The sequence below is a fragment of the Cecembia calidifontis genome (assembly GCF_004216715.1).
Taxonomy (GTDB): Bacteria; Bacteroidota; Bacteroidia; order Cytophagales; family Cyclobacteriaceae; genus Cecembia_A; species Cecembia_A calidifontis.
The window spans coordinates 1,162,549-1,176,917 of sequence record NZ_SGXG01000001.1 but is presented as its reverse complement, the minus strand read 5'-3'; the positions used below and the strand labels follow the sequence as shown (position 1 = coordinate 1,176,917).

The window sequence follows — 14,369 nt, the reverse complement described above, 5'->3', positions numbered from 1 at the left end:
AGCAACTTTAATCACTTTAAGGCCTCATTTTTTGAATTATTGGACTACTTCGTTTTTGAAATGCTTGAAGAACAAGGCGATGGTCTCAATACCCATCAGGTAATTCTTCACCCCATAGTGCTCATTGGGCGAATGAAGGGCATCGGTATCTAGACCAAAGCCCAACAAGATAGGATCCAGCCCCAATTCCTGTTGGAACAAAGCACAGATCGGAATCGAGCCACCTTCCCTTGTAGGAATAGCTTTTTTGCCAAATGCCTCCTGAATGGCCAGATCTGCAGCCCTGTAACCCGGGGTCTCTGTAGAAACCACCGCCGCCGCGCCACCATGATGGGGAGTAACTTTCACCTTCACAGATTTGGGGGCAATGGCCTTGAAATGTGCTTCAAAAAGCTTAGCTATCTCCTTATGGTCCTGATTGGGCACCAATCTCATGGAAATTTTGGCAAAGGCTTTGGAAGGCAATACCGTTTTGGCGCCCTCACCGGTATAGCCGCCCCAGATACCATTGACATCCAAGGTCGGACGGATACCAACCCTTTCGATGGTGGTGTAACCCACCTCACCATGCACATCAGCAATGTCCAATTCTTTTTTGTAAGCTTCCAGGTCAAATGGGGCCTTGTTCAGGTTGTCCCTGTATGCTTTGGAATATTCCTCCACTTTGTCATAAAATCCTGGAATGGTGATGTGGTTGTTTTCATCATGTAGGGAAGCGATCATTTTACACAGGATATTGATCGGATTGGCTACAGCACCGCCATAGGTTCCCGAATGCAAGTCCCTGTTTGGACCGGTCACTTCCACTTCCATATAGGCCAAACCTCTAAGACCAACAGTTACGGAAGGATGCTCCAAGGAAATCATGTGGGTATCGGAAACCACCACCACATCTGCTTTTAATTTCTCCTTATTTTCCTTTACAAAAATGTCCAGGTTGGCGGAACCCACTTCCTCTTCTCCCTCTATCATGAATTTCACATTGCAGGGCATGGCATTTTCGGCCATCATGGCTTCAAAAGCCTTCACGTGCATATAAAACTGCCCTTTGTCGTCTGCAGAACCACGGGCAAAAATCGCCCCTTCCGGATGTCTTGGGGTCTTTTTGATCACCGGCTCAAAAGGAGGAGAATCCCATAGCTCATATGGATCGGCAGGCTGCACATCATAATGGCCATAGACCAAGATGGTAGGCAAAGATGGATCAATGATTTTTTCTCCGTAAACGATGGGATATCCAGCTGTCTGACAAAGCTCTACATTATCTGCTCCGGCTTTTTCCAAACTGTCTTTGACAAACTCCGCCGCAGCGAAAACATCATTTTTGAATTTGGGGTCAGCACTCACCGAAGGGATGCGCAACAAGTCAAAAAGTTCGTTCAGGAATTTCTCCTGATTGTTCTGAATATATTGTTTTACTGACATAAATGGGTTAATTCTGTTTTTTTAAGATGGGTTCAAAATTACGTTATATCTCAAGAATTGCCTATTTTACCGAAAACTTTTATCCATGAAAGCCATTCTTTGTACTGAATACGGAGGTCCTGAGCTCCTGAAATATACCGAAACCACAGATCCTTCCCCAGGAGAAAAAGAGGTGGTCATTGAAGTGGCGGCCTGCGCCGTAAACTTCCCTGATGTGCTCATCATTCAGAACAAATACCAGTTTAAGCCCGAACTCCCCTTTTCTCCAGGGGGTGAAGTGGCCGGGGTAATTGCCTCGGTTGGTCCCGGAGTAAAGCACTTCCAGAAAGGACAACGCGTTTTGGCACTTTGTGGTTGGGGAGGTTTTGCAGAGAAGGTAAAAGTAGCAGCTGATCGGGTATTTCCCATCCCTCCTTTTATGGATGATATTACCGCTGCTTCCACCCTTTACACCTTTGGAACGGCATACCATGCCCTAAAAGACAGAGCACAACTCAAAGCCGGGGAAACCCTCTTGGTGCTGGGCGCTTCTGGAGGCGTGGGGCTCGCAGCTGTGGAGCTCGGTAAAGTCATGGGAGCCACTGTAATTGCGGCAGCCTCCACTACCGAAAAACTGGCCATTTGCCAAGAAAAAGGAGCCAAGCACCTCATCAACTACGAAAAGGAAGACCTCAAGGAGAAAATAAAGGAACTCACTTCCGGCAAGGGGGTAGATGTGGTCCTGGATGTGGTGGGGGACAAATATGCGGAACCTGCCCTAAGAAGCATGGCCTGGAAAGGGCGCTATTTGGTGGTAGGATTTGCAGCCGGAGAAATCCCCAAGCTCCCTTTCAACCTGACCTTGTTGAAAGGATGCGCGGTGATGGGTGTATTTTGGGGGAGGTTTTCTTCCGAAGAACCTAAACAAAGTCAACAAAACCTAACGGAGTTGGTGGGCATGATACAGGCGGGAAAAATCAAGCAGCACATTTATAAAACTTACAGTCTGGAAGAAGCTCCGCAGGCCTTGAAGGACATGATAGAAAGGAAAGTGGTGGGGAAAGCGGTAGTGGTGGTGAAGGAGAGCCAAGAAGCGGAAGACGAGAAATTAGAGTTTAAAAAGAATCAAGATACAAGATACAAGAACCAAGACATCCCGGAAGGGGGAAATCGGAATGCGGAAAGCAAAGGTGGAAAAATGGTTTTCAGATCGGTAGAGGATTTGAAGGGGTTTGTGGGGAAGGGTTTGGGCAAAAGTTCTTGGACAACAGTCAGTCAGGAACTTATCCAGAAGTTTGCCGAGACCACGAAGGATTTCCAGTGGATCCATGTGGATACTGAAAAGGCTAAGGCTTTGATACCAGGCGGAAAAAACCTCGCCCATGGGTATTTGACCTTGTCTTTGGCACCTAAACTCCTGTATGAAATTTTGCCCTTGGAAGGGGTGCAGATGGCCTTGAATTATGGGGTCAACAAAGTACGTTTTCCGGCTCCGGTTTTTTCAGGTGATCAGGTAAGGCTGATGGCCCGCTTGACCAATTTAGAGGAAAGCCCTGATGGAAGCCTTAAGCTGTATATCAAGGCTGAAATGGAATCGGATGCCAGTAACAAACCCGTATGTGTGGCCGAAATGATCTCTATGGTGAGATTTTGATATTTTCATAAAAGTAATCAAAAGAGAAAATCCAAATGAATAAAATCCTTACTGCCCTACTTTTTATTCTTAGCCTACCATCCTTAGCCCAACATAAGCCTTGGATGATGGGGCCTTTTGAAAGGCCTATGGACGCAAAGCCCATCATTTCTCCAACCGATCAAAATTCTTGGCAGGACCCAATGAGTGGAAGTACCGTCTTTTGGGAGTCCATGGCTACCTTCAATCCGGCGGCCATTGTCAAGGATGGAAAAATCCATGTGCTCTATCGGGCAGAAGAAAAACTGGGCGAAAAGGAGATCGGAGGGCATACCTCCCGCTTGGGTTTGGCCATTTCAGAAGACGGGAAAACTTATCAGCGGCTTACAGAACCCATATTTTTCCCTGATCACGACAATCAAAAAGAGTTTGAGTGGACGGGAGGGACAGAAGACCCGAGGATCGTGGAAACTGCCGATGGTTTGTATGTGCTGACCTATACGCAATGGAACAGGGAATATCCCCGTTTGGCTGTCGCCACTTCCCGTGACCTGAAAAATTGGGAAAAGCATGGTCCTATTTTTAAGGATTTTAAAGATGGGAAATACCACAATCAGGAAACCAAATCAGGAGCAATATTGACAGAATTGAGAGATGGGAAACTCGTGGCCGCAAAGCTCCATGACAAGTACTGGATGTATTTTGGAGTGCCCCATATCTGGTTGGCCTCTTCAGATGACCTCATCCACTGGGAACCCATAGAAACCATCGACGGGAATCTTGCTCCCGTACTGAGTCCCCGACCTGGTTATTTTGATTCTTGGTTGGTTGAAGCAGGGCCCCCGCCTTTGTTGACTGATGATGGAATAGTGGTGCTATATAATGCCGGGAATCAGCAGCATATCGGGGTAAAATATTTGGGAAACCGACTTTATACCGCTGGACAGGCCCTGTACAGTAAAGAAGAGCCTTGGAAGTTACTTGACCGAACAGATGATCCTTTCCTTAAACCGGAATTGCCTTTTGAAAAATCAGGCCAATATGTGGATGGTACCACATTCGTAGAAGGATTGGTTTTTTTCAAAAATCAATGGTATTTGTATTATGGTACTGCCGATTCCATGGTCGGGGTAGTTATTTGGAAACCATAACTATTAAATTCAATCAGAAAATAAGCCCAATATGCGTTTAGAAAATAAAGTTGCTATCATCACCGGCGGAGCCAACGGAATAGGAGAGGCAACTGTGCGCCTTTTTGCCAAGGAAGGAGCCAAAATCAGCCTTTGGGATATGTCTGAAAAAGGCAGGAAATTGGCAGAGGAGCTAACAGAAAAAGGTCATCAGGTAGAATTCAGAAAACTATCCGTCGCAGACCGGGAAGCTGTTTTTCACGCGGTAAAAGGAGTCAAAGAAAAATTCGGAAGAATAGATATCCTTATCAACAATGCCGGCATTACCCGGGACAGGACCTTGGCCAAAATGTCACTCGAGGATTGGAATGTGGTCATAGATGTCAATCAAACAGGAGTATTCAATTGCACGCAAGCCGTATCAGAGGTGATGAAAGAGAATCGTTATGGCAGAATAGTTACTGCAGCATCCAATGTGGGATTGAGGGGAAATTTTGGACAAACCAATTATGTGGCCACCAAATCAGCTGTAATAGGGATGACGAAAGTCTGGGCGCTCGAATTGGGTAAATATGGCATCACCTGTAACAGTGTTGCTCCTGGCTTTATAGAAACTGAAATGACCAATGCCATACCAGAGCAAGTGAAGAAGCAGATGCTGCCATTAATTCCGGTAGGTTTTTGGGGTGAACCCATGGACATTGCCTATGGGTACCTTTACCTGGCTACTGACGAGGCGCGATATGTGAATGGCACATGCCTGGTCATTGATGGAGGCGCAGCGAGAGAATAAAATATATTCCCTTCTAGGCTTCTTTTTTTGTTTATACCCTCCATCCTTTTCCACTTTTTTTGGATTGGCTTTTTCATTACCTTATAGGTTTAAAATCATCAATTAACCTAATTAAACCCAATTTCAATGAGTAACCTCAACATCAAAGCGGTGGCAGAAAACACCTATGATGCCATTGTGGTCGGTTCCGGGATTTCCGGTGGCTTTGCCGCCAAAGAACTTTGTGAAAAAGGCCTCAAAACCCTTGTTCTGGAGAGAGGGCGTCTGGTCACCCACATACAGGATTATCCCACCATGAATATGGATCCATGGGACTTTGAAAACCGCGGAAAGCTTACCCATTCCGAGCGGGAAGACTTCTATGTGCAGGTCCGTTCCGGATTTGTCAATGAGGATAATAAACATTTTTACCACAACGATAGGGCAGATCCCTATATCGAAGAGCAACAGTTTGACTGGATCCGTGCTGATGTGACCGGAGGGCGTTCACTCCTGTGGGGAAGGCAGTGCTATCGTTGGTCTGATCTGGACTTTGAAGCCAATGCCAAAGAAGGCATAGGGATTGATTGGCCAATCCGCTACAAGGATATTGCTCCCTGGTATGATTATGCAGAACGGTATGTGGGCGTTTCCGGTGAAAAAATGGGGCTTCCTCATTTACCTGATGGACAGTTTTTACCTCCTATGGAAATGAACTGCCTGGAAAAACATGTCAAAAAAGAAATCGAATCCAAATTTCCCTTTCGCTACATGACTATAGGCCGGGTGGCGAATCTCACGGTAGAACATAACGGCAGAGGTGCTTGTCAGTCCCGCAACAGATGTCATAGAGGCTGTCCTTATGGTGCCTATTTTAGCTCTATTTCGGTCACCCTACCCGATGCAGCCAAGACGGGCAACCTCACCCTCAGACCCAATTCGGTGGTCCATTCTGTGATCTATGATGAAAAGAGCGGGAGGGCCAGTGGAGTAAGGGTAGTGGACCGGGAAAGCAAGGTAATGACGGAATATTATGCCCGAATCATTTTCTTAAATGCTTCGGCCCCTGCCACGGCGGCCATCATGCTCAACTCCACCTCGAACAGGTTTCCAAATGGCTTGGGCAATGATTCAGGAGAATTGGGACACAATATCATGGACCATCATTACCGCTTGGGTGCAATGGGAACTTTTGATGGTATGGAAGACAAGTATTACAAAGGACGTAGACCGAATGGCATTTACATCCCAAGGTTCCGCAATATCAATGAACAGACCAAAACCGATGCCTTCCTCCGGGGTTATGGATACCAAGGTGGAGCTACCCGCAGCAATTGGGGCAGAGGAGCCAACAGCAAGGATTTCGGGGCGGATTTCAAAGACAAAATGATGCAGGCCGGGAAATGGACCTTTAGGATAGGAGGCTTTGGGGAGGTTCTCCCTTACCATGAAAACAGAATGTACCTGCACCCCACAGAAAAAGATGAATGGGGCATTCCGAAAATGGTTTTTGATGCCGGCTACAAGGAAAATGAGCTCACCATGAGGAAATACATCATGTCCGATGCCGCAGAAATGCTGGAAGCTGCAGGGTTGAAAAATGTGAGTACTTTTGATAACGGCGGTGCGCTGGGTATTGGTGTGCATGAAATGGGAACCGCCAGGATGGGACGTGATCCCAAAACCTCCGTGCTTAATGCATTCAATCAGGTACATACTGTTCCAAATGTTTTTGTAACAGATGGGGCCTGCATGACCTCCTCAGGGACACAGAACCCTTCTATTACTTATATGGCCCTGACCGCAAGGGCAGTGGACCATGCTATGAAAGAAATGAACCGTGGAAACCTTTAAACCTATTCAATCATGAACAGAAGAGAAGCCTTAAAAGGCACTGCAATGATATTGGGATATGCAATAACCGGTGCCACCATAAGCTCAATTGTCCAATCCTGTGGAACAGGCGAAAAACTCTCTTGGACCCCAAAAATACTTAATCAGGAACAGGCAAAAATTCTTTCTGCACTGGTAGATAGAATTCTTCCACGTACCGATACACCGGGAGCACTGGATGTAGGAACGGATGAGTTCATTGATAAAATCCTGGCCTCTGCATTTCCTGAAAAAATCCAGAAAGGCTTTGCCGCAGGATTGGATTCTTTCAATGCAAGCGCCAAGTCCAAGCAGGGCAAAGATTTTGTCAAACTGGATGATCTCAAAAAAGATGAGGTGATCAAAGATTTTGAGGAAAAATCAGGCCCGTTGCCCGGTGCGCTTTGGGCTTATAATTTTGCCGATGCTGATGAATTTCCATTTTATCGCATGATGAAGGAGTTGGCTTTATTGGGTTATTTTCATTCAGAAAAAATTGGGACAGAGTACCTGGCCTACGATCCTATTCCTGGTCCTTTCAAAGGTTGCATCGACTACAGCGAGGTAGGCAAGGCTTGGACAGAATAATAATGAATTGATGTAACTCTTAGAAAGATGAATGGTATACCGGATTTCGAAGGCGGAAGTAAAATTTGGAAAAGGAATACATGAATAGAAATATTTTCGATATCGCCGTCATCGGATTGGGTGCACTTGGCGCTTCGGCACTTTGGCAGTTGAGCAAATCAGGGAAAAGAATTTTGGGAATTGACCAATTTGCTCCTCCCCATACCATGGGGTCTTCCCATGGGGAAACCCGTATTACCCGTCTGGCAGTAGGCGAAGGAATGGATTTCATCCCCATAGTCATGCGCTCGCATGAAATCTGGAGAGAAATTAAAGTACTTACAGGCAGGGAAGTCATGACCACAAGCGGAGGGCTGCTGTTTGATTCCGGAGGAAAAAGTTGGTCCAAACATGGGTCGGAAGGTTTTTTCAAAAGAACGGTCCATTTTGCTGAGCAGGCAGGAATCCCTCATGAGGTTTTTGATGCTTCAGAACTCAAAAGGAGATTTTCAGAATTTAATCTTGAGGAAAACGGAATGGTTTATTATGAACCCAGTGCTGGTTTTTTAAGGCCTGAATTGGCCATTTCTACACAACTTGAATTGGCAGAACAAAACGGAGCCATCATAAAAACCCATACCAAGGTTTTGGGAATTGCCCCAATTCCAGGTGGCGGGGTATGGATCAAAACCAATCAGGGAGAATTTGAAGCAGGAAAGGCTGTCCTTAGTGCAGGAGCTTGGGTCAAGGACTTTTTGCCTCCCATGGAGAAATCCCATTTTAAAATTTGCCGACAGATTTTACATTGGCTTCCGGTAAAAAATCAGGCTTTTACCTTAGGAAAAACGCCAGTATATATGTGGGGATTTGGGCCTGCAGCGGAGGATTTTATTTATGGCTTCCCTTCCTTGGATGGAGTTTCGGTAAAAATGGCTTCTGAATCGTTTGTAGAAAGGCATCATCCGGACACTTTATCCAGAGAAGTGACACAGGAAGAACAAGTGGCTTTTTTAGAGGAAAAGATTGCAGGACGTTTCAACCACCTGGAAAAACGGGTCCTTCAGTCCAAAGTATGCATTTATACAGTTACCCCGGATTCTTATTTTGTAGTGGATGAATTACCGGATTTTCCGGAAGTATTGGTGGCATCCGCATGCAGTGGACATGGCTTTAAACATTCCGCCGGATTGGGGGAGGCTATTGCAGCTAAAACCCTTGATCAGGCAACTCAATTTGACCTGAGTCCTTTTGCATGGAAACTGAATGCTCCTCATTGATCAAATTTCAAGATTACAGTTTTATCATTGTTCCTGACGAACAGCATCCAGTTCTCTTCTTTAACCCTTATAGGAAGAATATGTTGGATTTGACCGGAAATGCCTAAAGATCCTGCCTGGAATGGGGTAAAATTTCCCTTTCCATCTCCTTTAAAAAGGTTACCCCAACTTCCCAAATAGCCTCCAAAATAAGGAGCTGTCTCAATCAAGTTGCCCCCTGTTATCAAATCCAAATGACCATCTCCATCCAAATCTTCTACATGCAGGGCCTGAATCGGTGAAAATTGGGCCTGTACTGGCAAATCATTTTTCTCAAATTTCCCATTCTTGTTTAACCAAACCTGAGAAGCAAATTCCCCGGCTTCAAAATAGTAAGATCCCTGTAAGGAGATCCTGCTGAAAATCTGCTCTACCGTTTTACCGGCAAAATCTGAATTCCTGACAAAATCTTTCTTCAAAGAAGGTAGTCTTTTCACCAATTCATCCCTGTTGGCCAGGGTGAAATATTGATGATCCAGAGGGTAGGCAATGACCTGATCCAAACTGCCATTGTTGTCCAAATCTTTGACCCACATTTTAAGCGGATTGGATGGGTTGGATTTCAAGCGGGTGTTTTTTCCTAAATTTCCGAGAATTAAATCCGGAAAACCATTATGGTCTACATCGTGGACCAAGACCGTATTCCACCAACCCTCGCTGTTTTCAATACCAAATGATTGGGTTTGATCGGTCAGTTGATTTTTTTCAAAACCAAAAACCTTTACGGACATCCATTCCCCTACTACAATCAATTCATTTCTCCCGTCCTGATTCAGGTCTGCCCAAACGGCATCTTTTACCATCCCACAATATTGTATATCAGGAGCCCAAATTTCTGTCCAATCTTCAAATTGGCCATTGCCCGTATTTTTTAAGATATAACTTCTGGGTATTTCACCATATCTACCTGCCATATTCCTTCCACCAACAAACAAATCGAGCTGACCATCCTGATCGAAATCTACCGGAAGAAGCTTAGCAACCTGAAGATTAGGGTCAATGGGAAGACTGATCCCCTGTTCCAATTCTCCATTACCCAAATTCTTATAAATTTTAGAAAAAGAATTGCCGGTAGAATTTGGGATGTTACCTCCTCTTCCTACGATTAAATCAGGCAGATCATCCCCGTCAAAATCCTCCCACACTACTGCAATGTCTTCAAGATCTGCATCCTGGGACAATGCCTGTGGACAAAATAACTGGAAACGGCCTTTTTTATTTTGTAAAAAAATGTGGGCCTGCTGACCACTGGATCCTCCAAGAAACACATCTTCAAGGCCATCTCCGTTGTAATCAAAAGCGAGCGAGGCTGGGCCTTCGCGGGATAATTTATGTGGAATAAGCGGTTCCAAATTAAAATCATTGTAATCATCTTCCTCATGCTCAAAGTCCAGCCCAGTTTGCCCCGCTCCTTGGATTTGCCAATTAACCTGTTTAGCCTCTTTTGGAAATTTAAATTCCCCTTTTGCATCCACTTGGCTCAGGACAAGGGTTTGGTCAGCCCTGACTTTTTCCAACTTTTGGAAAGATTGATCCGTCCAGATGACAAATAGGGAATCCAACTCCCTTATTTCACCTAAGCCTAGGTGTATTTCGGGAGCCAGGCTGGACTGAAATCCACGACTGGTAAAATTTTCCTGGTAAATCTGTTGGCCGCCACTAAAGGCGATCACTTTGTTCCCTATTCCAAATGCATTAAAATTATTCCCGGAAAATCTTATTTTTAAGAAATTAGTCTTTTGCCCTTCTTTCATTTCTTTGGTTTGATTCTTAAAAATCTCTGCCTTTTGATTGATATGATTCACAATCAAATCCAGGTCACCATCATTATCCAAATCAGCGTAGACAGCTCCATTTGAAATGGTTTTTTTGGAAATTCCCCAGGCATTGGAAACAAGCTCAAATTGCAGATTACCTGAATTTTTGAATAAATAATTGGTCACGGCCCCTTCAGGCATTTTTCGGGCAAGTTCAAGGTTTTTAATCTGATCCAGTGATTTGGACGCCGTTATAAAATTGATATAATCTACATCATTAGGCCTACGGTTGATTCCATTGGAAATGAAAATGTCCTTGAATCCATCATTGTCAAAATCAGCCAACAATACCGCCCAGCTCCAGTCTGTGGCATGCACTCCTGCCAGTTGGGCAATTTCAGAAAAGGTGCCATCCCCATTATTCAGGTGGAGCATATTTCTTGAGGCCTGTCTTTCATAACCAAAATTCAGTTTCAACTTATAAATTTCATATGGATCTTCGCCAATTGACATTTTCTGGGTTTTTTCATCTTCTGGCAACATATCCAGGGTGATAATGTCAATCAAGCCGTCATTATTTATGTCTGCAAGGTCATTACCCATGGAGAAGCGGCTGGAATAGGCTAAAGAAGAGGCAATATTTTCTTTAAAAGTGCCATCCTTTTGATTGATATACAGGTAATCATTCTCATTGAAATCATTGGAAACATAAATGTCCGGCCAACCATCTTTATTCAAATCCGCTATTCCGATCCCTAATCCATACCCTACCTGACTGGAAAAAATACCTGCCTCGTTGGTTACAGGAGTGAATTTAAGTTCACCTTTTTCCAGGTTGTTGCGGTATAGTTTATCCCCAGCAAACCCATCATCAATATACCTGAGTGCAGCCCGGCCGAAGCTCCTCTCTGTATGTACCCCATGATTCAATAAATACATGTCCAAATCCCCATCCCCATCATAATCAAAGAATGCCGCATGAGTGCTGAAACCTTGAAAGTCCAGGCCATAAAGTCCTGCACTTTCAGTAAAGGTCAAATCCCCATTGTTGATATATAATTCATTTTTTCCCTGTAACCCTTTGTATCCGCTAACCCTGCAGACATAGATGTCCAATAATCCATCCCCATTGATGTCCACCATACTTACCCCGGTTTTCCAAGGACCTAAAGATGCCACTCCGGCTTTTTCCGTGATGTCTTCAAATTGAAGGTTACCTTTATTGAGGTAAAGTTTGTTAGGCTTTTGATTGGATGAAAAATACAAATCCAATAACCCATCGTTATTGATATCACCCACTGCGATGCCTCCACCATTATAAAAATAGAGGTATTCAATGATATTGAAGGATTCTTCCACATCTAGATCATTGGAGAAATCTATTCCGGAATACGATGCTTCAATAGATTGAAAAAGGGCTTCCTGGGGGGATGTTGTTGTCTTAGAATGGCAAGCATAGAAAATTAACCCAAACACCAATGGGTAAAAGTGCCAAATGGCCATATTCTTGGCTCTTTTCTTTTCCAAGCGCTGGATCAGTTTGGATGATAATCTGGCGTTTTACTCTTTTGGTATTCTGCCTTTAATCTTTCTTCCACTTTTAGATCTGTAAATACAGCCTGCACAAATTGTTCGTCCTTCACGAATAAATTGATCCTTCTTTTTCCATCAATTTTATAATAGACTTTCCCTTGGGTAGGGTGGTTGATGAGTTTAAAATCATCCCCATAAACTTTTTTATAGTCTTCCAAAACTTCCTCCAATAGGTGTTCTGCCCAGTATTGTCGGTTCCAAGGTGCCCAAGCGATGTAAGAATAGGTCACAGGCATTTCAAAAATTTCATAATCAATAAAAGTGGGAAAAAACCTCATGCTCACCTCAGTCGAAAATTTATCTTTAATGCGATGTTCCACACTTGTGGTCCCTCCAGGTCCTTGTGTAATGATTTGCTGCTTATTGAGTTCTGTACAATGGTCGAAAAAATCCTGTTGCTTCATCCCCAAATAAAATCCAAAAAATAACTGGTCGTTTTCTGATGGCTTTTTTTCAAACATTTGGCAGGCTGACATGCCGACCAAAATCAGGAATACAAGATACTTTTTTAATGAATTCATAGTAGCGGGAATGGGGGGACTAAAACTTCTGGCATTTCTCTTTTTTCAGACATAAATATTACGATTTTCTTATGATTGGCACAAATTATACTGATTTGTAAAGCAAAAAAAGCAGGCTAAAACCTAAGTTTTTTGCCTGCTTTTCATAAAATCAAACCCTATAAATTAATTGTATCCTGGATTCTGTCTTAACCTTGGATTGGCCAAAAGCTGAGGTTCAGGAATCGGGAAAAGCTCTAAATGGCTTCCCGGCTGGTGAACCCTTTTTGGTCTGTTCATACCCTGATATGGCCACCAGGCCTCCCCGTACTTTTTGAAGCGGATAAGGTCTTGTCTTCTGGTCATTTCCACGAACATTTCTCTTCCCCTCTCTGCCAATAAATTTTCTTCTGTTAAAGTGGTAAAGGGATCAAGATTACCCGCCCTAGCCCTTATTTGATTGACCAAAGCCAAAGCCTGGGTTGTGTTTCCAAGTCTGAATCTTGCCTCAGCCAATGATAGGATCACATCAGATAACCTAAAGATCACAAAGTCATTACTCATATTATTGGTACCACCCACTTCAAATTCATACTTACCAATCCTAGCTCCAGATTGTCTCAATCCTTGAGGCCAAATTTCATTCAGATAGGGCATAAAAGTCAAGGGAGGACCATCGGGATCACCGTTTCTTCCTGTTGGATCAAATGGTTCCACCCCTGGATCCACCAACCTGCTCCCATCGGCTCTAAACTGTGGGCCTACCAAGAAATTGCTCAATCTACCATCAATGGTTCCTTGAGATTGGGTCAAAGCGAGACCTTTCCAAACAGGTCCTTGAACCCCTGGGTTTTTGACAGGATCTATGTAAGAATTATAAAATTCCTCTACTGTCTGGTAACCATTCCAAGGTTGTTGGGTCAGGTTATAAGTAGATTGGCTCGCAATATGAAGCGTCATCATCACCCAGTTGAATCCACCAGCAAATACTTTGTCATAAGGATAAACAAAGATGTTTTCAGTAGAACCTGCATTGTTGATAATGAAATTGTCTTTGTAGCTGGGCATCAAGCTGTAAGGACCATTATTGATAATTTCCTCCGCGTCAGCAGCTGCCAAAGCCCATTGAGGTGTACCTGTATACACTTCAGCATTGAGGTAAAGCTTCATCCTGATCGTCAAAGCAGCCCATTTGGTCATCCTACCATAAGTGGTACCATCTCTGGCAGTGGGAAGCAAAGGAATTACCTCATTCAATTCAGCAAGGATAAAATCATAGGCTTCTTTTCGGGTCTTGGTGGCCGGCGCCTCTAAAACCGTAAAGTCTGTAACCAATGGAATATTGCCAAAAGCATCCATGGCCCAATAGTAAAACAAAGCCCTCAGCGCCCTTAATTCTCCGATAAAGGCTTCTGAATTGGGGTTGTCCAAGGTCTGGAAAGAAAAGATAAGACGGTTGCAGGTATTAATTCCTCCAAAAAGGAAATTCCATGAATTTTGGAAGAAGGGATTGTCCGGCAAAAACTCATGCTGGTGCAATTGAAGCAAAACACCACCGTCAAACCAGTCCCCGCCCTTGGTAGCAATCACGATTTCATCCGATGCCAGTTCGTTGATAGACCATAGTCCGGAATGGTTACCTAATCCTCCCAATGAACTGTAAGCTGCACCAAGTGCAGAAATGAACTCCTCGTCTGTTTGAAAGAAATTATCAGCCGTAACCGCACTGAAAACTTGTTCTTCCAGATCAACACAGGAACTGGTCACTAAGAAACTCATTCCTAGGCCAATCAAGAAGTATCTTATATTGATTAAATTTTTCATG

Annotated in this window: 10 protein-coding genes; 6 read left to right on the top strand and 4 right to left on the bottom strand. The window is 44.0% G+C overall.

Annotated features, from left to right (window positions below):
* Window positions 1-36 precede the first annotated feature (36 nt).
* Window positions 37-1,425 (bottom strand): dipeptidase, encoded by a 1,389-nt coding sequence (locus BC751_RS05010; RefSeq protein ID WP_130274580.1) that lies wholly within the window; start codon window positions 1,423-1,425, stop codon window positions 37-39.
* A gap of 85 nt (window positions 1,426-1,510) precedes the next feature.
* Between BC751_RS05010 and BC751_RS05005 the strand changes: the two genes are divergently transcribed.
* The 6 genes from BC751_RS05005 to solA all read left to right on the top strand — a co-directional run bounded on the left by BC751_RS05005 (window position 1,511) and on the right by solA (window position 8,655).
* The gene (locus tag BC751_RS05005) at window positions 1,511-3,058 is read left to right on the top strand and encodes a zinc-binding dehydrogenase (protein WP_130274579.1); all 1,548 of its coding nucleotides are present in this window, start codon (window positions 1,511-1,513) and stop codon (window positions 3,056-3,058) included.
* Between the two features lie 35 nt (window positions 3,059-3,093).
* Window positions 3,094-4,188, top strand: a complete 1,095-nt coding sequence (locus tag BC751_RS05000) for a glycoside hydrolase family 130 protein (RefSeq protein ID WP_130274578.1) — start codon at window positions 3,094-3,096, stop codon at window positions 4,186-4,188.
* A gap of 31 nt (window positions 4,189-4,219) precedes the next feature.
* The gene (gene fabG / locus BC751_RS04995; RefSeq protein WP_130274577.1) at window positions 4,220-4,960 is read left to right on the top strand and encodes a 3-oxoacyl-ACP reductase FabG; all 741 of its coding nucleotides are present in this window, start codon (window positions 4,220-4,222) and stop codon (window positions 4,958-4,960) included.
* A 126-nt stretch (window positions 4,961-5,086) separates the two neighbouring features.
* Window positions 5,087-6,793, top strand: coding sequence for a GMC oxidoreductase (locus BC751_RS04990; protein ID WP_130274576.1), 1,707 nt, complete (start codon window positions 5,087-5,089; stop codon window positions 6,791-6,793).
* 12 nt (window positions 6,794-6,805) lie between these two features.
* Window positions 6,806-7,399, top strand: a complete 594-nt coding sequence (locus BC751_RS04985; RefSeq protein ID WP_130274575.1) for a gluconate 2-dehydrogenase subunit 3 family protein — start codon at window positions 6,806-6,808, stop codon at window positions 7,397-7,399.
* 80 nt (window positions 7,400-7,479) lie between these two features.
* Window positions 7,480-8,655 (top strand): N-methyl-L-tryptophan oxidase, encoded by a 1,176-nt coding sequence (solA, locus tag BC751_RS04980; RefSeq protein ID WP_130274574.1) that lies wholly within the window; start codon window positions 7,480-7,482, stop codon window positions 8,653-8,655.
* Here solA and BC751_RS04975 read toward each other — a convergent pair.
* The 3 genes from BC751_RS04975 to BC751_RS04965 all read right to left on the bottom strand — a co-directional run bounded on the left by BC751_RS04975 (window position 8,649) and on the right by BC751_RS04965 (window position 14,368).
* Window positions 8,649-11,954: a VCBS repeat-containing protein gene (locus tag BC751_RS04975; RefSeq protein ID WP_130277497.1), complete on the bottom strand. Its 3,306-nt coding sequence runs from the start codon at window positions 11,952-11,954 to the stop codon at window positions 8,649-8,651. The genes solA and BC751_RS04975 overlap by 7 nt on opposite strands.
* A gap of 32 nt (window positions 11,955-11,986) precedes the next feature.
* Window positions 11,987-12,565 carry a hypothetical protein gene (locus BC751_RS04970; RefSeq protein ID WP_130274573.1) on the bottom strand — a complete coding sequence of 193 codons (579 nt, stop codon included), beginning with the start codon at window positions 12,563-12,565 and terminating at the stop codon, window positions 11,987-11,989.
* A 165-nt stretch (window positions 12,566-12,730) separates the two neighbouring features.
* Entirely contained in the window at window positions 12,731-14,368 is a 1,638-nt protein-coding gene (locus BC751_RS04965) for a RagB/SusD family nutrient uptake outer membrane protein (protein WP_130274572.1), read from the bottom strand.
* Between the last annotated feature and the right edge of the window lies 1 nt (window position 14,369).